Source organism: Clavibacter capsici, from assembly GCF_001280205.1.
GTDB lineage: Bacteria > Actinomycetota > Actinomycetes > Actinomycetales > Microbacteriaceae > Clavibacter > Clavibacter capsici.
On sequence record NZ_CP012573.1, the window covers coordinates 291671 to 311651 of the forward strand.

Consider the following 19981-nt stretch of genomic DNA (forward strand, 5'->3'; position numbering starts at 1 on the left):
ACGAGGGGATCCGACATGGGCACGATCACGATCACGGGAGGATCCGGGCGGATCGCCACGAGCATCCGCCCCCTGCTCCTCGCCGCCGGGCACGAGCTGCGGCTGCTCGACGTCGTGGAGCCGCCGACGCAGCTCGCGGACGGGGAGACGTCGGCGATCGTGGACACCACGGACGTGGACGCGTGCACGGAGGCGTTCCGCGGATCCGACCTCGTCGTGCACCTGGCGGCGCACGCGGCCGAGCGGCCGTGGGAGGCGATCCAGGCCGTGAACAACGACGGCGCGCACGCGGTGCACGAGGCGGTCGTGCGGGCGGGGGTGCCGCGGATCCTCGCGGCCAGCTCCATCCACGCGGTCGGCTTCCTGCCCGCGACCGAGGCCGCGCGCGACGACGTGCCCGCGCCCCGCCCCGACACCTTCTACGGCCTGAGCAAGGTGCTGCTCGAGGGGCTCGGCAGCCTGTACGCCGACCGGCACGGGCACGTCGTGGTGAGCGTGCGGATCATGACGGCCGAGCCCGAGCCGTCGCAGGCCCGCAGCGTCTCCACCTGGCTCTCGCCCGGCGACGCGGCCCGCCTCGTGGAGGCCGTGCTGAGGTGGGACGAGCCCGGCCACCGGATCGTGTGGGGCGTCTCGCGGAACACCCGCCGCTGGGTGTCGCTCGCTGCGGGCGAGGCGATCGGCTACCACCCCGAGGACGACGCCGAGGTCTTCGCGCACCGCTTCCCGGAGCTCGGCGCGGACACGGCGCCGCCCGCGGGCGTGCTGCTCGGGTCGATCTTCACGGAGGTGGAGCTGGGGTCGGACATGGGGTGAGGCGCGGGCCGGTCGGCCGGTCGGGCGCGCCCCGACCCGACGTACGCTGGGACCATGCGGTCCTTCCGACGTGCGGGATCCGCGCGCACCCCCGAGCCCGGCGACGGCTCGATGCCCGACACCCGCGGCCCCGTCCGCGCACCCCGCGCGAAGCTCCCGCGCGACGTGCTCGTCCTCGGCATCATCGCCTTCTTCGTCATGGTCGGCTTCGGCGTGGTCGTGCCGGTGCTCCCCGTCTACGCGCGCAGCTTCGGGGTCGGCAGCTTCGAGATCGGCGCGGTCATCTCCGCGTTCGCGCTCATGCGGCTCGTGATGAGCCCGTTCGTGGCGCGGATCATGGACGGGACGGGCGAGCGCACCGTCCTCGCCATCGGCCTCGCGATCGTCGCGCTCTCCTCCGGCCTCGCGGGCCTCGCGCAGGACTACCTCCAGCTCCTGCTCCTCCGCGGCGCGGGCGGCATCGGCTCGGCGATGTTCTCGGTGGCGGCCATGACGCTGCTGCTCGGCTCGACGGATCCCACCCGCCGCGCCCGCGCGATCGGCTTCTACCAGGGCGGCTTCCTCATCGGCGGCATGGCCGGGCCCGCGCTCGGCGCCGTGCTCGCGACCGTGTCGCTCACCGCTCCCTTCTTCTTCTACGCGGCGACCCTCGCGGTCGCGAGCGTGATCGGGCTGCTGCTGCTGTCGAAGCGCACGGGCCAGGCCGCCGCCACCGGACCCGCCGAGCCGCCGCGCCCCTTCGCCGAGGTGCTCCGCGACACCCGCTACCGGGGCGCGCTGCTCGCCAACCTCGGCAACGGGTGGGCGTCGATGGGCGTCCGCAGCTCCCTGATCCCGCTGCTCGTGGTCGAGGTGATCCGCGCGCCCGCCGCCTCCACCGGCATCGCGTTCGCGTGCGCCGCCGTCGTGCAGGCCCTCGCGCTCGCGCCGGCCGCGCGCTTCGTCGACACGGTCGGGCGCCGGCCCGCGATCATCGGGTCGTTCGCCGTCGCCGGCGTGCTGATGGTCGCGATCCCGTTCGCGCCGACCGTCATCGTGCTCACGATCCTGCTCTGCGTGTTCGGCGCCGCCGCCTCGTTCATGGGGACGGCGCCGGGCGCCGCGGTGGGCGACGCCGCGGGCGGTCGCAGCGGCCGCCCGGTCGCGGTGTTCTCGATGGTCTCGGACCTCGGCGCCATCGTCGGCCCGCTCGTCGCCGGATACCTCGCCGACGCCGTGTCCTTCCCCGTCGCCTTCGCGACGGGCGCCGTGCTGCTGCTCGCCGCCTCCGCGTACGCGCTGCTGCGCATGCCGCGGGACGAGCGCACGGCCGCGCCCGTCGCCGCCTGATCCGTCGCCGCAGCCCTCCTCCCCCGCCGGATCCGCGGCCGGAGCGTCCGTCCTCGGACGTCATGCGCAGGATCCGGCCCCCGCCTTCCGTATCCTCGTCAGCGTGACGACTCCCCCGAAGAAGCCGCTTCCCCTCGAGCACGACTCCACCCGCGACGGCACCCGCGACGCCGTGGAGCCCGCTCTCCGATCCGACGTCAGCCACCTGGGCGGCCTGCTCGGCCAGGTGCTCCGCGAGTCCGGCGGCGAGGACCTGCTGCGCGACGTCGAGCGGCTGCGCGAGCTGGTCATCGACGCGTACGAGAGCGCGCGCGACGCCTCCATCGACGACGCCGAGCGGCTCGTCGCCACCTTCACGCCCGAGCGCGCCGAGCAGGTCGCCCGCGCGTTCACCTGCTACTTCCACCTCGCGAACCTCGCCGAGGAGCACCACCGCGTGCGCGTGCTGCGCGAGCGCGAGGCGGCGTCGGGCTTCGTGCCCGACTCCATCCCGGACGCCGTCGGGAAGCTCACCGAGGAGCTCGGCCGCGAGGAGGCCATGCGCCGCCTCGGGGAGATGCGGTTCCACCCGGTGCTCACGGCGCACCCCACCGAGGCGCGCCGTCGGGCCGTGGCCACGGGGATCCGCCGCATCGGCGACCTGCTCACCGAGCGCGACGGCGCCGTCGCGGGCACGCTCACCGGGCAGGACGTCGACCGCCGGCTGCTCGAGGAGATCGACGGCCTCTGGCGCACCTCCCCGCTGCGCACCACCCGGCCGACGCCGCTCGACGAGGTCCGCACCGCCATGGGCGTCTTCGACCAGACCCTGTTCGAGGTCGTGCCGCGCGTCTACCGGCTGCTGGACGACTGGCTGCTCGGCGAGGAGGCCGGGGTGCGCGACGCGGTCGCGCCCGCGTTCTTCCGGCTCGGCAACTGGATCGCGGCGGATCGCGACGGCAACCCCTACGTCACCGCGGCGGTCACCGAGGAGGCCGCGGGCATCGCGAGCGAGCACATCCTGCTCGGGCTCGAGCGCGTCGCCCTCCGCGTCGGCCGCTCGCTCACCCTCGGCGACGCCGACACCCCGCCGAGCGCGGAGCTGCGGGAGCTCGCCGCCGGGCAGGACGCGCTCGCCCCGCACCTCACCGCCCGCATCGGCACGCGCGCCCCGGCCGAGCTGCACCGCCGCGTGCTCCTCGTGATCGCGGGGCGCCTCGCCGCCACGCGCGAGCGCCACGACGACGCCATCGCCTACCCGTCGGCCGCCGAGCTGCTCGCCGACCTGCGCGTGCTGCAGGCGTCGCTCCGCGCCGCCGGCGCCCACCGCATCGCGAGCGGCGAGCTGCAGGGCCTCATCTGGCAGGCCGAGACCTTCGGGTTCCACCTCGCCGAGATGGAGGTGCGCCAGCACTCGCAGGTGCACCGGGAGGCGCTGCGCGAGGTGCTCGCCGTGGCCTCAGCGGATGCGTCGGGCGACGCCGCCCCCGAGCTCGCGCCCATGACGGTGGAGGTGCTCGACGTGTTCCGCACGCTCGCCCGCCTCCAGGAGCGGCACGGCGTCGCGCCGTTCTCGCGCTTCATCGTCTCGTTCACGCAGTCGGCCGACGACATCCGCACGGTGCACGAGCTGGCCGCGCTCGCGCTCGGCTCCGCGGAGGCGGCGCCCGTCCTCGACGTCATCCCGCTGTTCGAGACGTTCGCCGACCTCGACGCGAGCACCGAGATCCTCGACGCGATGATCCGGCTGCCCCAGGTGGAGGCGCGCCTCGCCGCCACGGGTCGGAGGCTCGAGGTCATGCTCGGCTACTCCGACTCGTCGAAGGACGTGGGGCCCGTCTCCGCGACCTTCGCGCTGTTCGACGCGCAGGCCCGCATCGCCGCGTGGGCGCGCGCGAACGACATCGAGCTCACGCTCTTCCACGGCCGCGGTGGCGCCCTCGGCCGGGGCGGGGGCCCTGCCGACCGCGCGGTGCGGGCCCAGCCGCCGGGATCCGTCGACGGCCGCTTCAAGCTCACCGAGCAGGGCGAGGTGATCTTCGCCCACTACGGCGACAAGCGCATCGCCGCCCGCCACATCGAGCAGATGGCCGCCGCCACCCTGCTGGCGTCCGCGCCCTCGAACGAGGAGCGCAACGCGGCGGCCGCGCACGGGTCGGCGGACATGGTGCGCGTCATGGACGAGGCCTCGCGCGCCCGGTTCTTCGAGCTCGTGAAGGCGCCCGGCTTCGCGCCCTGGTTCGCGCAGGTCACGCCCATGGAGGAGATCGGGCTGCTGGCCCTCGGCTCGCGTCCCGCCCGCCGCGGCCTGTCTGTCGAGTCGCTCGAGGACCTGCGGGCGATCCCGTGGGTGTTCGCGTGGACGCAGGCGCGCATCAACCTCACGGGCTGGTTCGGCCTCGGCTCCGCGCTGGCCGCGGTCGGCGACGAGGCCGTGCTCCGCCGGGCCTACGACGAGTGGCCGCTGTTCACGTCGATGATCGACAACGTCGAGATGTCGCTCGCCAAGACCGACGGCCGCCTCGCGGAGCGCTACCTCGCGCTCGGCGACCGGCCGGATCTCGCGGCCCTCGTCACCGAGGAGATGGAGCTCACGCGCGAGTGGGTGCGCAAGGCCACCGGCCGCGGCGACATCCTCGAGGGCCGGCCGGTGCTGCGCCGCGCGGTGCGCCTGCGGAGCCCGTACGTCGACGCGCTGTCGCTGCTCCAGCTGCGGGCCCTCCGCGCGCTGCGCACGTCGGCTTCCGATGCGACCGGCCAGACCGCTCCCGGCCAGGCCGACCCGACGGATCCGGACCACCGGCTCCTGCTCCTCACCGTCAACGGCATCGCTGCGGGGCTGCAGAACACGGGGTGACGTGCGTGCACGATGCTTGACCGGTTGGGGCGGTCGACGCAGAACATGATCGCCCTGGCTGAGGACATGCGGGGGAGGCGCGCGTCGCTTCGGGTGCTGAACCTCGGCAGGGGAGACATGGAAACCGCGACCCCAATAGGGTCGACGGTCTTCACCGTGATGGCGGCGCTCGCGTACATGGGGCTCGAGATCGCGCGAGAGCGCATCACGAACTCGGTATCCAAGCGCCGGGCGGCAGGCAAGGACCTGAGTGGCCGGCGCCAGGCCTTCACCGACAGCCAGGTCAAGAACGCTGCGAGACCGATCGATGCCGGCGAGCCGACCGTCCAGGTCGCGCGCGACCTGAGCACGTCCAGGGCGACGCTGTACCGCCAACTTCGGGACCGCCAAAGAGCCGAAGCGGCAACTGCGATCACGAGCTAAGGAGGTCGCAGGGGCACCACTATATGACCCCTCCGGACTCTTTTCCGAAGGGTTCGGCTGAAACGCGTTGCTGCGGCTGGCGACAGCCGTGCCTCAGTAGCGGATACCGTTCGGAAAAGTGGGCGCCCCGCAGGCAGAATTTTCTTTCGTGATGCGCGCCCGGTGTCGACTACATTGCGCTTTTGGCGCGCGGCATTAGAAGTCGAGCACCATGCCCGGGAACTCTCCCGTGTAGCTCTCGACCGCGTCCCCGACGTTGACCTTGGAGTCCTTCTCGTCGAGCATCTGCTGTAGACGCCGCTCGTCAGAGCGCAGTGTCTCTGAGCGCTCCCCGCCCAGCCCAGCGATCGCGGCGATGTTGAGCCCTTGCTTTGTTCGGAACGTGCGCGCGACCGCCAAACGTGCTTCAGCTCGAACAATCTTGAGCACCGTCTTCGCAATTGCCACAGAGCCAATGACGTCCCCGCTCTCCGGGTCCTTAATGTCGCGGCCCAGAGGGTCCATCACTGCGAACTTCATTCCGACTTCCACGCCATCCTCGCTACCACGGTTGATCACGAGGTCTGTACTAGTCAGTAGCTGCGCAACTTTGGCGCGGATGAGGGTAGGTTCTTCACTGCTCATTTTCGGTTCCGTCCTCCGGGGTAGTCGCCATTCGTCTGTACAGCAAGTACCAGTTCGCGGCGAGGTCTTCGTGATCGCGCGAGGCCTGGGAAAGACGCCAGCTCAACTCGCCGACGACCTTCTTAGCGACGAGGGCTGCCCCGTCGTCAACTGCAGTCTCGGCAAGCTCGCGAGCGACAATCAGATCGTCTGCGAGGCGTTTGTGGCCCTGCATCTGCATGCGCAGAGATTCCGCGTTCGGAGCACCACGAGCGAACAAGTAGGCCGACGCCAGTTGGAACAAGCCAGAGACAAGCACCAAGAATCCGCTCTGCGATCCCGACGGCGGAGTCTTGCTTGATGCAAGGAACGCAACCCATGCGGCAAAGGCGATGCCAGCCACCAGTGCGCCCGCGCCGAGAAGCCGAAAGCGGTGCCGCCAGCACCACTGCCGCACTTGTCCTCGACCAGAATCCACAACTGGAGCTTAGTGGGGAAACGGTCGGTGCTCGCGATGGCCGATCCGTGGCTTGACTGTGCGGCGAGGTCACCCGCGTGCGTGCAGTGGGTCAGTGCACAGTTATGTGACCACGAGCGTCCGGGAAGCGGTCTCCCCTTGGATGTCGTCTCCGGCGAGGTAAGTGCGTACAGTCGTGATACGAGGTAAGGGCGGATGCGCATGGGATTCATGGATCGACTGCTTGGTCGCAAGGGCGGATCCGTTTCGGATCTTGCTGAGGCGGAGTCGTACGAGGCGCGGCATACCCGTGCGGATGCCGCCGGGTCATTCCGCGGTAAGCACTTCACGGAGTGGGCTTCGCGAGTGGATCAGCTGCGGGCCGAGGGGCGGCCCGATGAGTCTCTCGCCTTGGCGTACGAGTGCATCGAGGCGACGGAGCGCCAGCACGCAATTGACGGGACTGGAGTCGCGCCTGGCTACTACCGAGATGCCGCGGTGGTCTTGCGTGCGCAAAAGAGGTTCGTGGAGGAGGTCCAGGTCCTCGAGCGGTACCTTCAGCACGCAACTGGGAGGCACCCTGAGATTGAGGATCGAGTTCGTAAGGCGACCGCTCTACGTGACGCCGGACGGGACGCAGTGCCGCTCGCGTGTCCGGCGTGTGCAGAGGTGCTTGAGGCCCCGCCAAAGTCTCGAGGTAAGTGCCCTTCGTGCGGCCAGCAGCTGGTCATGCGCAGTGTCCACGGGCAGAGAAAGGCCCTCACGCCAGATCAGGCAGCGGCGTGGACCGCTGCCGATAAAGCGGAGAAGTCCCGTGCGTCGTTCCTCAAACGCTTGGGGTACTTCGGCGTCGCTCGGTCTCAATGGGACCGAGTACGCGCTGAGCAATCAGCGCGGTTCGGTCACTCGGCAGCTGACGGTGACGTGTACTGGCAGCTGGCGAACGAGGCTGCTGTCCGGCACGAGAGCGCCGCCGAGTGGGGCGAGGCCGGCCGCGTGCGAAGCGATATGACCAAGTTCTTGGTCGAGGAAGGCCGCGATTGGGTGTCTGCCGGGCGCTTGGCCGAGGCGAACTGGATGCGAGCTCTTCAGCAGTACGACTCTCTAAGTGCCGAGATGATCCTCATCGCATGTCCGTGTGCGAACTGCCAAAAGGACGATCTCGCGGTCGCCTCCTTGCGGGATTTCTTGTCCGCTTGGCCGCTGCCGCATACGAACTGCAGCCGGCCGCCGTGTCGTTGCCGCATTACGCGCAAGACCCACTGAGCGCGTTGTAGGGCCGTCCGGGAACAGCGATCCTATCGGGCACCCACTTGCGGTTGTGCTTTAGATGTAAACCTTCGATTGCAAGGAGTACGAATGCCAGTCATAACGCCTCTAAGGGCTGCGACGGATGTGCTCGATCGGGCTGATGCGCTTCTGGGCCTCGACGCTGACCCATTGCAGGATCCTCTTCGTACCGACGTGCGGCGGCTCGCATGGGCTATGGGTGTTGCCTCGATTGACACCTACTTACACTGGTTAGTTCATGCCGTGGACTTGGCTGCTCCGCTACCGAACGCGCTCAGGAAGCTAGATGTGCGGTTTGAGGATCTCGTTGCAATGGGGAAGTCCAGCGTCACGGCGCGTCAATCGGGCAAGCGTGACAGGCCGATGGTCCGCGCCCGTAACGTGTTGCACGCCCGGGTCCTGAAGGACACCTACCAGTCCGAACGCGGCGTTGAGACGGCGCTCGGCCTAGCGGGAGTCACAGGGTATTGGCGCGACCTGTCCCTCCACATGGGTGAGCCTTCCCCAGCTATCAAAAGCCACTTGAACTCACTTGCGGCCCGCCGCAACTCCGTCGTGCACGAAGGTGACATCAAGCGTCAGGCGCGGCCTCGCGCAATTCGGCACAAGGAATTAAGTGCGGCCGATGTGAGGAGCGAGCTGGACTGGGTTCGGCGCTTTATCGCTGCGCTGGCCGTGGTGGCTCCCTGATTTCTGATATTCAGGGTCCCGGGGTAGGCGCTCGGCTTGCGGGTCGCAATCACGATAAGCAGCCCGGCAAGAATCACGATACAGAGCGACGGTACTCACAAGTGGCTGGCAGCGTCGTCGGCCTCAAGAAGGAGGACCTGTCGCACGCCTGTCCCTCCCCCGCTCGGTGATGTGTGCAGAACCAACGCGTGCTCGGTCACGAAGCCGCACAACCCGTCGCGTAACCATCGGGCACGACCTCGAGCGAGAACCTGACTCGTTGAGAACGGGGTGCGCACTACCCCGCCCCGACCTCCCGCCGGATCGCCGCCGCGAACCGGTCGATGTCGTCCTCCGTGGTGTCGAACGAGCACATCCAGCGGACCTCGCGGCGGGCCGGGTCCCAGTCGTAGAAGCGGAACTCGGAGCGGAGGCGGTCGGCGACGCCCTCGGGCAGGATCGCGAACAGGCCGTTCGCCTGCGTCTCCTGCGTGAACTCGACGCCGTCGACGCCGTCGAGAGCGGCCCGGAGGCGCGCGGCCATGCCGTTGGCGTGGCGGGCGGAGCGGAGGTAGAGCGGCACGCCGTCGACCTCGGATCCGAGCAGCGCCAGCAGCTGCGCGCTCACGAACCGCATCTTCGAGGCGAGCTGCATGTTGAGCTTGCGGAGGTAGGTCAGCCCCTCGGACGCCTCGGGGTCGAGCACCACGATCGCCTCGCCGTAGAGCAGGCCGTTCTTGGTGCCGCCGAAGCTCACGACGTCGACGCCCGCGTCGGACGTGAAGGCGCGGAAGGGCGCGTCCAGCGTGGCCGCGGCGTTGGAGAGGCGGGCGCCGTCCATGTGCAGGCGCATGCCGCGCTCGTGCGCGTGGTCGGCGATCGCCCGCACCTCGGCCGGCGTGTAGACGGTGCCGAGCTCGGTGGTCTGCGTGATGCTCACGGCGAGCGGCTGCGCGCGGTGCTCGTCGCCCCAGCCCCACGCCTCGCGGTCGATGAGCTCGGGCGTGAGCTTGCCGTCCTCCGTGGGCACCTGGAGCAGCTTGATCCCGGCGACGCGCTCGGGGGCGCCGCCCTCGTCGGTGTTGATGTGCGCGGTGGTCGCGCACACCACGGCACCCCAGCGCGGCAGCATCGAGAGGAGCCCGGTGACGTTCGCGCCCGTGCCGTTGAAGACGGGGAACGCCTCGGCGCCGCGGCCGAAGTGCTCGCCCACGACCTCCTGCAGGCGTGCCGTGTAGGCGTCGCCGCCGTAGGCGACCTGGTGCCCGCCGTTCGCGGCGGCGATCGCCTCGAGCACCTCGGGGTGGATCCCGGAGTAGTTGTCGGAGGCGAACCCTCGGGCGGCGGTGTCGTGGAGCTGGAGGGGGGAGACGGGGGTGGTGGCGGTGGCGTCGGTCACCCGTCCATCCTCGCCTACCCGGCGCGCGGCCCCGGCCGCCCGCTCCCGGCCTACGCGGGGAAGCCGTGCAGCGCCACGTGCTGCAGCAGGATCACCGTCTTGCCGTCCGCGATGCGCCCGTCGGCGACCATCGCGAGCGCCTCGTCGAGCGTCACCTCGATCCGCTCGATGTCCTCGCCCTCCTCGGCCACGCCGCCGCCCGCGCCCACGACGTCGGCGGGCGCGTACGCGGCGAGGTAGTGGTGCACGCGCTCGGTCACGGATCCGGGGCTCATGAACAGGTCGAACAGGTGCGTGAGCGCGACGACCTCCACGCCCAGCTCCTCGCGGGCCTCGCGGCGGATGGCGTCCTCGGGGGAGTCCTCGTCGAGGAGGCCGGCCGCCGCCTCGACGAGCATGCCGTCCGGGTGGCCGTTGACGTAGGCGGGGTAGCGGAACTGGCGTGTGAGGAGGATCCGGTGCGTGTCGGCCGCGTAGAGCAGCACGGTCGCGCCGTCCCCGCGGTCGTACGTCTCGCGCTGCTGCTCCTGCCAGGATCCGTCGCGCAGCCGCAGGTCGAGCGTGGTCCGGCGGAGCACGTGCCAGCCGTCGGAGGTGACCTCGACGCGCTTCACGACCACGTCGGGGTTGCGGTCGAGGTCCGTCCCGCGCAGGTGGAGGCCGGTGCGGCCCCGCGAGTCGGGCACGGTCTCACCGGGGCGCGTCATGCCGCCATCCTCGCGGGCGGCCAGGCGTCGGCGCGTCCGCCCGACGGCGGATCCGCGCGGCGGACGCGGATCAGGCGCGGCCCTGCAGGATCAGGTTCCAGTACACCCACGGCAGCACGTACCGGTCCGCGACGAAGGTGAGGCGGCGCTCCTTCGCGAGGCCCTTCCAGCCGGGGATCGTGGGCTTCGGGCGGTAGCGGTCGTCGAACTCGGCGAACACCACCGTCGAGCGCGAGACCACGAACGGGCACACGGAGTACCCGTCGTACGTCTGCGGCAGCGGCTTCCCCTTCAGAGCGGCCACGAGGTTCTTCGCGACCGTCGTGGTCTGCTGGCGCAGCGCGCCGCCGGACTTCGAGTTGGTGGTCGCGGCCGCGTCACCGAGCGCCCACACGTCGGGGAAGCGCGGGTGGCGGAGGGTCAGCGGATCCACCTCGACGAAGCCGCCCGCGTCGCCGGGCGCCGCGAGGCCCGTGCCGGCCAGCCAATCGGGCGCGGACTGCGGCGGCACCGCGTGGAGCACGTCGTAGGGGAGCGTCTCGCGCTCCGCGTCGTCGAGGCCCTGCTGCGCGGCGTGGTCGGGGCCGAGGAGCGCACGGGAGCGGTCGACGCCGCCGATCTCGACGGTGCGGGCGGCCGGATCCACGCCCACGAGCTCGCGCCCGTACCGCACCTCGATGCCGTACTCGGCGACCTTGCGCTCGAGCTCCGCGTCGATGAGCGGCATGCCGAACATCGTGGGCGTCGGCACGACGAGCACCACGCGGATGTCGTCGAGCACGCCGATCGCGCGCCAGTGGTCGCACGCGAGGTACATGGGCTTCTGCGACGCGCCCGAGCAGGTGCCGGGGCCGTCGGGCTGCGTGAAGACGACCGTGCCGGAGCGCACGTCGCGCAGCACCTTCGACGCCTTGGCCGCGTGATGGTGCTCGTAGTTGGAGATGCCGACCGGGCTCGCCATGGCCTCGGCGAGGCCGGGCACGCGGTCCCAGTCCTTCTGGATGCCGGGGCACACGATCAGCTGGCCGTAGGAGACCCCGCGGCCCGACGCGAGCGTCACCGCCTTCGCGACCGGGTCGATGCCGGCGACGCGGTCCTGGATCCACGTGACGCCCTTCGGCGTGACGGACCCCTGCGGCCGGGTGGCCTGCGACGCCCGTGCGGTGCCGCCCGCGACGTGCGAGAACATCGGCTGGTAGTAGTGCGTGTCGCGCGGCTCGATCACCGCGACGTCGTCGACGCCGTACCGCCGGAGGCGCCCGGCGACCGAGAGGCCGGCGTTCCCCCCGCCGATGACGAGGACGTCGTGATGGGCGGTCGTGCCGGGGGCAGCGGTCATGGGCTCACCCTAGGCCGGGCGCGGGGCGACCGACCGGGTGCGGGCGGGATCCCCACGTGCCCGTCAGGCCGGCGGCGCCCCGTCCTCGACCAGGCGGCCCGTCACGCGCACGAGGGCGGTGGCGCCGACGCCGGGCTCGGCGTCGAGGAGCGCGCGGACGCGCTCCCCGACCGCGCGGATCACGTCCGCGGCGGGGCGGTCGGCGGCCGTGGCGACGTGGGTGGCGACGGTGGTGGATCCCTCCCGTCGGTCGACGTCGACGAGCACGTCGGGAGCCTGGAGGCGCAGCCGGCCCGCGACCGCGACGGCGGCGGCCTCGAGCGGCGGCTGCGCAGGGTAGACGCCCGTCACGCCGTCGACCGCGCGGATGGCGGCGGTGAGGCGGCGCGAGAGGTCGGCGTCGTCGGTCACGGGCGGTCCTCCTCGGGCGGGGCGGCGGGAGCCGCGTCGGGGTCGCCCGGGGGCCTGATGTCGTCCACGGTCACGTCGATCCCGCCCACGGTCAGCTCCGCGTGCCGGGCGAGCGCCTCGCGGATCCGCGCGCGCAGCCGGTCCGCCACGCCGGCGATCGGCAGGGGGAACGCCAGCGCGCAGGTGACGGCCACGCGGATCACGGCGCCGGGCGTCGCGACGTCGCCGTCGAGCACGCAGCGGCCCATGATCACGCCGCCCATGCTGTCGCCCGCGCGGCGCACGATGCCGCGGACGGCCGCCTCCGTGATCGTGAGGCGCAGCGTCGGATCCGGGTGGCTGATCGGCACGTCGCGACCCGAGCGCACCTCGGCGCCGATGGTGTCGAGGAGGTCCGAGATCCATGCGGCGTCGCGGTCGGGATCGCGGTCGGCCTCGCGGCGGAGGCCGGAGGCGGAGAGCTCGGAGAGGCGGGTCAGGTTGGCGAGGGCGAGGCGGCAGGCGGCGGATCCCTCGATGGCGGGATCGGCCGGCGTGCGCCCGCGGTCGAGGTAGTCGGCGAGCTCCTCCATGGTGCGGCCGTCGACCAGGTCGTCGCGCTCCACGGACTCCACGGCGTCGTCGCGGGCAGCGCCGTCGTCGGGCGGGTCCGGGCGCATGCCCGAGGTGTCGGTCATCGCCATGCCTCCAGTTCGCGGAGCAGGAACCGCCGCGCCCGGGCCAGCAGGCCGCGCACGGTGGAGAGGGGGAGGTCGAGCTCGTCCGCGATCTCCTGGTAGCTGAGGCCCGCCGTCTCGCGGAGGAGCCAGCACCTCCGCTGGTCGTCCGGCAGCCTGCCGACAGCGTCCCACACGGCGTCGAGCTGGAGCCGGGTCTCGACGATGCGCTCGGGGCCGCGCGCGGCGGGCGCCGGCGGATCCCAGTCGTCGATGTCGTCGTGGTGGCGGCGGACGCGGATCCGGTCGATGGCCTTGTGGGTCACGATGCGGATCAGCCAGGCGCGGATGCCCGCGGGGCTCTCGAGCTCCCCGAGGCGCCGCCAGCCCGTGAGGAACGACTCCTGCACGACGTCGTCGGACTCGATGTCGGAGCCGAGGATGCGCGCCGCGTACACGCGCATGAGCGGGCCGTGGCGTCGGGCCAGCTGCGCGAACGCCTGCACGTCGCCGTCGGCCGCGCGCGACGCGAGGGTCGCGTCGGCGGCGTGGAGGAGCGGATCCTGGTCGGTGCCGATGATCGCCTCCAGCCGGTCTCGTCGCCCACGGCAGGTGTGTCCGGCCGCGCCCCGGACCGAGCATGCCCGACGGCCGCAGGGGCCTCTGGCCGCGTGGCCGGAAAGCGCACGCCGGATGCCGCCAGGTGGCCGCGCAGCGAAGCCCGGCCGCTCCCGCCTGGAGGAAAGCTGGACGTGCGGGACGAGCCGGACGCCCGGCCCGTCTCCTTGACGCGCCGGGCATCCAGCCGGCACCGCGATCCCCTCGACGGGAGCGCGCCCCATCCACCACAGGAGCACCACATGACCGACGTCACCCCCGCCACCGCCTCCAGCCGCGCCGCCGCCAAGCACACGCCCGCCGACTCGGCCGCCGGCAAGAACACGATCGCCGACGGCGTCGTCGAGAAGGTCGCGGGCATCGCGGCCCGCCAGGTCCCCGGCGTCCACGACCTCGGCAACGGCGCGGCCCGTGCCGTCGGCGCGATCCGCAACGTCATCGGCCAGCAGGACCGCGGCCAGGGCATCTCCGTCGAGGTCGGCGAGAAGCAGGTTGCCGCGGACATCGTGGTCGTCGCCGAGTACCCCGTCGCGCTGCAGGACCTCGCCGACCGGATCCGCGAGTCCGTCACCGACGCGATCTCGCAGGTCGTCGGCATGGACGTGACCGAGGTCAACGTCACCGTCTCCGACGTGCACATCCCGTCGGACGACAAGGACGAGGACGACGCCGCGAAGAGCCGCGTCCAGTAGGAGCGACCTCGTCGGCCACGGCCGACGCACCGCCCGCACGACGCGCGCCCGCGGACCCCGCCATCGGGATCCGCGGGCGCGTCCGCGCGCTACCGGCCGATGCCGGCGAGCGAGCCCGTGGTCTTGCCTGCCGGATCGCCGACCAGGCACGTCACGATGCGGTCGCCGGTCATCCAGCCCTCGGCCGTGGGCTGGTAGTACGTGTAGTCGTAGATCGAGTCCTGGTAGTCGAAGCCGATGAAGGAGTCGAACGCCGTGCCGCACGCGTCGTCGGCCTGCGCGTCGACCGGATCCGAGCCGGGGTAGTCGGACCCGCCCGTGAGGGTCACCTCCCGGTACGCCTCGAAGTCGTGCGGGTCGGAGCACGCCACCGTGCGCACCGCGGTCACCTCCTGGGCGACCCCGTCCGTGTCCTCGCCCGAGACGCTGTCGACGAGCGACTGGTCCTCGATGCAGTCGCCCTGGCGCAGGTCGAAGACGTCGGTCCTGCCGCTCGCGGTGACGGCCCCCTTCTCGTCGCGCGGGGCGTCGTGGGGGATCAGGTCGGCGATCTGCTGCGGTGAGCATCCGCTCAGCGCGGCGGCGACGAGGAGGGCCGCGAGCGCGGCGGGCAGGGTGGTGCGGCGGGCGGCGGTGGTCATGGTGTCCTCGGGGTGGTGGGTGGATCGCGCTCACCGTAGCGGGAAGCGGGCCGGCTGCGTGCGCGTTCCGTGCGACGCCGCTGCGGGCCGTCGGACGTGGACGCGCCCGGCCGCCTCCGCGGGGGAGCGGAGGCGGCCGGGCGGTCGTCGGGTGCGGTCCGGCCGCGCGGGCGTCATCCCTTCAGCGCGTCCTTCAGCTTCACGCGGGATCCGGTGCGCAGCAGCGAGTTGCTGTAGATGCGGGATCCGAGGGCCACCACCACGGCGGTCGTCGCGATGAGCACGAGGAGCGACAGGAGCGGCTCCCACCACTCGGCCTCGCCGAGGAACAGGCGCATCGGCATCCCGACCGGGGCCGAGAACGGGACGTACGACATGATCGTCATCACCACGGGGTTGTCGTTGAAGAAGATGACCGCGAAGTACGGGATCATCACGAGGTACGTGACCGGGGCCGTGACGGCGCCCACGTCCTCCTGGCGGGAGACGAGCGACGCCGCCGCCGCGAAGAGCGACGCGAGCAGCACGAACCCGAACAGGAAGAACACCACGAACCACAGCACCGCGGGGCCGACGATCGCGAGCAGCGCTGTCTGGTCCGTCACGAGGAGGCCGACGCCGGTCATCAGGGCGATGAGCGCGATCTGCGTGAACGCCAGGATGCTGTTGCCGAGCACCTTGCCCGCGAGCAGCGCCCGCACGGGGATCGTGGACATGAGCAGCTCGACCACCCGGGTCTGCTTCTCCTCCACCACGCTCTGGGCGATGATCTGCCCGAACGTCAGCGCCGAGATGAAGAACACGAGGCCGAACGCGATCGCCACGAGGTAGGCGACGCCCGGGTTGGTGGCCGGCTCGTCGAGCAGCTCGACGCGCGGGGTGTCGGTGAGGGCGCTGACGACGCCGTCCGGGGCGGAGGTGTCGCCGATCACGAGCACGGCGCCGTCGGAGTCCGCCTGGGGGTCGGGGACGACGGCCGCCTCCACGTCGCCGTCGCGCACCATCGCCTGCGCGTCCTCGACGCTGTCGGCGGGCACGCCCTCCAGCGACGGGGCGCCGGACACGGCCTGCTGGGCGGCGCCGACGACGGCCACGCGGGTGGTGTCGCCGTCGCCGCTGCCGGCCTGCGTGGCGAGGAACCCGCTGACGACGATGGAGACCAGGATCCCGACGAGCAGGATCCCGGTGCTGATGAGGAACGACTTGCTGCGCAGGCGCATGCGCACCTCGCGGCCGGTCACGAGCATCGTGGACTGGGCGAACGTCGGGGCCGTGCCCCGTCGGGTGGCGCTGGTGGTGCTCACTGGACGACCTCCTGGAAGATCTCGCTGAGGGTGGGGCGGCGGCGCGTGAACCCGGTGACGGATCCACGGGAGACGGCCTCGGCGAGCACGCGCTGGCGCGCCTCCTCCTCGGCCTCGAAGAGCACGTAGCCGCCGTCGAACTCGACGACGTCGACGCCGGGCACGTCGCGCACCCAGCCGCCGTCGCCGTCGATGAGGAGCTCCGTGAGGGGGCGGCTGTGCTGGTCGCGCAGCTCCTCGCGGTCGCCGGATGCGCGGATCCGGCCCTCGGCGATGACGACCACGTCGTCGCAGAGGCGCTCCACGATGTCGAGCTGGTGCGAGGAGAAGAGCACGGGCACGCCCTGCGCGGCGCGCTCGGTGAGGACGCCGAGGACGGTCTCGACCGCGAGCGGGTCGAGGCCCGAGAACGGCTCGTCGAGCACGAGCACCTCGGGGTCGTGCACGAGGCTCGCCGCGATCTGCGCCCGCTGCTGGTTGCCGAGCGACAGCGACTCGATGGGGTCGTTGCGGCGCTCGCCGAGGCTGAGGCGCTCGAGCAGTCGCTCGGTGCTGGCGGTCGCGTCGGCGGCGCTCATGCCGTGCAGGCGGCCGAGGTAGACGATCTGCTCCTGCAGCTTCATCTTCGGGTAGAGGCCGCGCTCCTCGGGCATGTAGCCGAACGTGCGGCGGCTGGAGGTGCCGAGGTCGCTGCCGTTCAGCGACACGGTGCCGGAGTCGGCGGTGAGCACGCCGAGCATGATCCGCATGGTGGTGGTCTTGCCGGCGCCGTTGCCGCCGACGAAGCCGGTCAGCCTCCCCGGCCGCACGGCGAAGGACACGTCGTCGAGGACGCGGCGGTCCCCGAACGATCGCGTGACGTTGTGGACTTCGAGCACGGAGGGCCTCCTCGGTGGGCGTGGGTGATCCGTGCTGCTCACGCTAGGTGCGGGGGTGCGCGGGGGCGTCCGCCGTGTGGGGGAACCGGGTGGGGGACGGGTGGTCGTCGGGGGGACGGGGGCGCTCGGCGGGGTGACGGGGGCGTGCACGCGGGGTGCGGGTCGCGGTGCCTGGCGGCGCTGGGTCCTCGCCCTCTGGCTCGTGCAGGGCCTCGCCTTCGTCGCGGGTCTCGTCCTCGCGCACTCGTCCCTCAGGGCCGTCACGACCGCGGTGTCCGTCGGCGTCGTCGTGGGCGTCGCATCGGCCGCGCTCGCCGGGGGCGCCGCGCGCCGGGCGGGACGCGGACCCGGCTTCGTCGACTCCGCCTCGATCACCGCCTACGCGTAGGCGCTCGGCCCCGGGCCGGTGACGCCCGGCCGCACCGCGAACAGCATCCCCGCGCGCGGATGCCGGGCCGAGTCCTCGGGCGCGTAGCCCTCCTGCGAGGTCGTGATCACGAGCACGTCGCGGTCGGGGCCGACGAAGGCGCAGCTGGAGACCTGAGGCGCGTCGACCCGCACGGACCCGACGTGCTCGCCGGTCGGGGAGTAGCGGCGCACCTCGCTGCCGCCCCAGAGCGCGACCCAGAGGCGCCCCTCGTCGTCGACGCACATGCCGTCGGGGTGGCCGTCGGCGGGGTCGATCTCGACCACCACCTCGGGATCCGCCAGCCCGCCCTCGTCGGTGACGCGGAAGCGCCGCACCTGCTGCGTGGTCGTGTCGATGTAGAGCATCTCGGCGCCGTCGGCCGAGAACGCGGTGCCGTTGGAGATGGTGACGCCCTCGAGCACCGTCGTCGCGCGGCCGCGGTCGAGGAGGTAGAGCGCGCCGGCCCCGGGCGTCTTGTCGAAGGCCATGGATCCCGCCCAGAGCCGGCCCCGCGGATCCACCTCGCCGTCGTTCATGCGGCGCCGGATGCCGTCGGCCGGGAGCACGTCCGCCATGGGGATCAGCTCGCCCTCCGCCGTGAGGCGGACGAAGCCGTCGCGCGCGGCGAGCACGTGGCCGCCGTCCGCGTGGCGGACGACCGCCCCGACCGGGCCGCCCACGTGCGTCTCGGTGACGGGGCCGACCGCGAGTGTGCCCGGATCCAGCGTGGCCTCGCGCACGATGCCGACGTACTGGTCGGCCCAGAGGAGGGTGCCGCGGACCGCGTCCCAGAGCGGCGCCTCCGCGTGCTCGGAGCGGACGGTGGCGAGGGGCACGGCGTCCCACGTGGTGACGCTCATCGGGGATCCCCCGGGGCGGCGCCGTCCCGCGGCCCGCGCTCCGGGGCGCCCTCGCCCTCGTACGCGCGCTGCGGCATCTGCGTCGCGAGCTTGCCGCCGCTCACGTCGACGAGCGTGCCCGTGATGTACCCGGCGCGGTCGCTCGCGAGGAACACGAGCAGGTCGGCCACGTCGTCGGGCCGCTCCCACCGGCGGATGCTGAGGGTGTCGAGCAGGCGGTCCTGCGCGGGCTCGGGCATCTCGGCGAAGCCGTTCATGGCCGTGGGGATCATGCCGGGCGCGTACGCGTTGACGGTGATGCCCCAGGGCCCCAGCTCGCTCGCGAGCACGCGCGTGAACTGCACGACGGCCGCCTTCGATGCTCCGTACGCGGCCGCGCCGACGCTCGGGACGACGGCCGCGAACGACGCCGCGTTGACGATGCGCCCGCCTCCCGCCGCCTTCATGGCCGGGATGACGGCCTGCGAGAGCAGGAACACCCCGCCGACGTTCACGTCGAACGCGGCCTGGAAGCGCGCGGGCTCGAGCGTCTCGACCGTCCCCTCGACGTTGATCCCCGCGTTGTTCACGAGCACGTCGACGCGGCCGGCCTCCTCCAGGACCCGCGCGACGGCGGCCTGCACGGACGCCGGGTCGGTGACGTCGGCGACGATCGCGGTGATCCCCTCCGGCAGCGCGTCGCCGAAGCGGAGGTCGAGCCCGAAGACCCGGCACCCCTCCTCGAGGAAGCGCTCGGCGATGGCACGGCCGATGCCCTGAGCGGCACCGGACACGACGACGACCCTGTCGCGGAGGTCGATGAGCATGCGTGTTCCCCACAGTCCGAATAGCGTTTCCCTCAACGTAGGGGTGACCGAGGGAGACCGCCATGGCCGGAGCACGCACGCGGGACGATGACGGCGGCGATGCGCCTGGGGAGGGAGCGGCGAGCCCGCGGACCCTCTGGGTGAGCGGCGCCGGATCCGGCGTGGGCCGCGCGACCGCCGTCGCCGCCGCCCGCGACGGCTGGCACCTCGTGCTGTCGGGCCGCCGCCGGGAGGCGCTCGAGGAGACGCGCGCGCTCGTGGGGGCAGCGGGATCCGCCGCGGTCGTCGCCCCGCTCGACATCACCGACGACGCCGCGCTCGCCGGCGTGGTGGCGGGCCTCGACCGGCTCGACGGGATCGTGGTGGCGGCCGGCCTCAACGCCCCGCGCCGCTCGTGGGCCGACCAGGACCTCGCCGACTTCGACCGGATCGTCGCGACCAACCTCACCGGCACCGCGCACCAGGTCGCCGCCGCTCTCCCGCTGCTGCGGGCGTCCGGCGGCACCGTCGTGCTCGTCTCCTCGTACGCCGCATGGACCCACTCGCCGGGGGCCGGGGTCGCCTACAGCGCGTCGAAGACGGCGCTCGCGACCCTCGTCCGCGACCTCAACGCGCAGGAGGCGGGCAGCGGGATCCGCGCCACGCACCTCTGCCCGGGCACGATCGACAGCGACTTCCTCGCGCTCCGGCCCACCGTGCCCGACGCCGCCGAGCGCGCCGCCATGCTCACGCCGGACGACGTGGCGCGGGCCGCGATGTTCGTGCTCGCCTCCCCGCCGCACGTGCGCGTCGACGAGCTGGTGCTGTCCCCGATGTCGCAGCGCGGCGGATTCTGACG

General features: G+C 72.3%; 21 protein-coding genes. 8 read left to right on the forward strand and 13 right to left on the reverse strand.

Features of this window, described 5'->3' with window-relative positions; all coding sequences use genetic code 11:
• The first annotated feature begins 15 nt into the window (after positions 1-15).
• The 4 genes from AES38_RS01440 (at position 16) to AES38_RS01455 (ending at position 5404) form a co-directional block, all read left to right on the forward strand.
• Positions 16-816: an NAD-dependent epimerase/dehydratase family protein gene (locus AES38_RS01440; protein ID WP_053773474.1), complete on the forward strand. Its 801-nt coding sequence runs from the start codon at positions 16-18 to the stop codon at positions 814-816.
• A 54-nt stretch (positions 817-870) separates the two neighbouring features.
• On the forward strand, positions 871-2145 hold the full coding sequence (locus AES38_RS01445) for an MFS transporter (protein WP_244629205.1): 1275 nt from the start codon (positions 871-873) through the stop codon (positions 2143-2145).
• A gap of 103 nt (positions 2146-2248) precedes the next feature.
• The gene (locus tag AES38_RS01450) at positions 2249-4981 is read left to right on the forward strand and encodes a phosphoenolpyruvate carboxylase (protein WP_053773475.1); all 2733 of its coding nucleotides are present in this window, start codon (positions 2249-2251) and stop codon (positions 4979-4981) included.
• Between the two features lie 45 nt (positions 4982-5026).
• Positions 5027-5404 carry a recombinase family protein gene (locus tag AES38_RS01455; RefSeq protein ID WP_371259388.1) on the forward strand — a complete coding sequence of 126 codons (378 nt, stop codon included), beginning with the start codon at positions 5027-5029 and terminating at the stop codon, positions 5402-5404.
• A gap of 195 nt (positions 5405-5599) precedes the next feature.
• Here AES38_RS01455 and AES38_RS01460 read toward each other — a convergent pair whose 3' ends face one another.
• Positions 5600-6028, reverse strand: a complete 429-nt coding sequence (locus tag AES38_RS01460) for a hypothetical protein (protein ID WP_157883496.1) — start codon at positions 6026-6028, stop codon at positions 5600-5602.
• Positions 6018-6410 (reverse strand): hypothetical protein, encoded by a 393-nt coding sequence (locus AES38_RS01465; protein WP_157883497.1) that lies wholly within the window; start codon positions 6408-6410, stop codon positions 6018-6020. The genes AES38_RS01460 and AES38_RS01465 overlap by 11 nt, the downstream gene beginning before the upstream one ends.
• Before the next feature lie 1413 nt (positions 6411-7823).
• Between AES38_RS01465 and AES38_RS15760 the strand changes: the two genes are divergently transcribed.
• The gene (locus AES38_RS15760; RefSeq protein ID WP_157883498.1) at positions 7824-8444 is read left to right on the forward strand and encodes a hypothetical protein; all 621 of its coding nucleotides are present in this window, start codon (positions 7824-7826) and stop codon (positions 8442-8444) included.
• Between the two features lie 277 nt (positions 8445-8721).
• Here the strand turns inward: AES38_RS15760 and AES38_RS01480 are convergent, their stop codons facing one another.
• From AES38_RS01480 to AES38_RS16140, 6 genes are all read right to left on the reverse strand, one after another.
• Positions 8722-9822, reverse strand: coding sequence for a threonine aldolase family protein (locus tag AES38_RS01480; protein WP_053773480.1), 1101 nt, complete (start codon positions 9820-9822; stop codon positions 8722-8724).
• Between the two features lie 50 nt (positions 9823-9872).
• Positions 9873-10529 carry an NUDIX domain-containing protein gene (locus tag AES38_RS01485; protein ID WP_053773481.1) on the reverse strand — a complete coding sequence of 219 codons (657 nt, stop codon included), beginning with the start codon at positions 10527-10529 and terminating at the stop codon, positions 9873-9875.
• Between the two features lie 70 nt (positions 10530-10599).
• The gene (locus AES38_RS01490; RefSeq protein WP_053773482.1) at positions 10600-11868 is read right to left on the reverse strand and encodes an NAD(P)/FAD-dependent oxidoreductase; all 1269 of its coding nucleotides are present in this window, start codon (positions 11866-11868) and stop codon (positions 10600-10602) included.
• A gap of 63 nt (positions 11869-11931) precedes the next feature.
• Complete coding sequence (locus AES38_RS01495) at positions 11932-12279, reverse strand: hypothetical protein (RefSeq protein WP_053773483.1); 348 nt, start codon at positions 12277-12279, stop codon at positions 11932-11934.
• Positions 12276-12956 carry an Asp23/Gls24 family envelope stress response protein gene (locus tag AES38_RS01500; RefSeq protein ID WP_157883499.1) on the reverse strand — a complete coding sequence of 227 codons (681 nt, stop codon included), beginning with the start codon at positions 12954-12956 and terminating at the stop codon, positions 12276-12278. The genes AES38_RS01495 and AES38_RS01500 overlap by 4 nt, the downstream gene beginning before the upstream one ends.
• A complete protein-coding gene (locus tag AES38_RS16140; protein ID WP_244629206.1) occupies positions 12953-13441 on the reverse strand; it encodes an RNA polymerase sigma factor in 489 nt (162 codons plus the stop codon). The genes AES38_RS01500 and AES38_RS16140 overlap by 4 nt, the downstream gene beginning before the upstream one ends.
• 354 nt (positions 13442-13795) lie before the next feature.
• On the opposite strand from AES38_RS16140, the gene AES38_RS01510 reads away from it, so the two are divergent.
• Positions 13796-14245, forward strand: coding sequence for an Asp23/Gls24 family envelope stress response protein (locus AES38_RS01510; RefSeq protein ID WP_053773485.1), 450 nt, complete (start codon positions 13796-13798; stop codon positions 14243-14245).
• 89 nt (positions 14246-14334) lie between these two features.
• On the opposite strand, the gene AES38_RS01515 is transcribed toward AES38_RS01510, so the two are convergent.
• The 3 genes from AES38_RS01515 to AES38_RS01525 form a co-directional block, all read right to left on the reverse strand.
• The gene (locus AES38_RS01515; protein WP_053773486.1) at positions 14335-14886 is read right to left on the reverse strand and encodes a septum formation family protein; all 552 of its coding nucleotides are present in this window, start codon (positions 14884-14886) and stop codon (positions 14335-14337) included.
• A gap of 173 nt (positions 14887-15059) precedes the next feature.
• Positions 15060-16190 (reverse strand): ABC transporter permease, encoded by a 1131-nt coding sequence (locus AES38_RS01520; RefSeq protein WP_053773487.1) that lies wholly within the window; start codon positions 16188-16190, stop codon positions 15060-15062.
• Positions 16187-17068: an ABC transporter ATP-binding protein gene (locus tag AES38_RS01525; RefSeq protein ID WP_053773488.1), complete on the reverse strand. Its 882-nt coding sequence runs from the start codon at positions 17066-17068 to the stop codon at positions 16187-16189. The genes AES38_RS01520 and AES38_RS01525 overlap by 4 nt, the downstream gene beginning before the upstream one ends.
• A 133-nt stretch (positions 17069-17201) precedes the next feature.
• Between AES38_RS01525 and AES38_RS01530 the strand changes: the two genes are divergently transcribed.
• Positions 17202-17456 (forward strand): hypothetical protein, encoded by a 255-nt coding sequence (locus AES38_RS01530; protein ID WP_256998834.1) that lies wholly within the window; start codon positions 17202-17204, stop codon positions 17454-17456.
• On the opposite strand, the gene AES38_RS01535 is transcribed toward AES38_RS01530, so the two are convergent.
• Positions 17447-18337, reverse strand: coding sequence for an SMP-30/gluconolactonase/LRE family protein (locus AES38_RS01535; protein WP_053773489.1), 891 nt, complete (start codon positions 18335-18337; stop codon positions 17447-17449). The two genes, AES38_RS01530 and AES38_RS01535, sit on opposite strands and share 10 nt — an antisense overlap.
• The gene (locus AES38_RS01540) at positions 18334-19143 is read right to left on the reverse strand and encodes an SDR family NAD(P)-dependent oxidoreductase (RefSeq protein ID WP_053773490.1); all 810 of its coding nucleotides are present in this window, start codon (positions 19141-19143) and stop codon (positions 18334-18336) included. The genes AES38_RS01535 and AES38_RS01540 overlap by 4 nt, the downstream gene beginning before the upstream one ends.
• A 62-nt stretch (positions 19144-19205) precedes the next feature.
• On the opposite strand from AES38_RS01540, the gene AES38_RS01545 reads away from it, so the two are divergent.
• Positions 19206-19979 (forward strand): SDR family oxidoreductase, encoded by a 774-nt coding sequence (locus tag AES38_RS01545; protein ID WP_053773491.1) that lies wholly within the window; start codon positions 19206-19208, stop codon positions 19977-19979.
• Positions 19980-19981 lie beyond the last annotated feature (2 nt).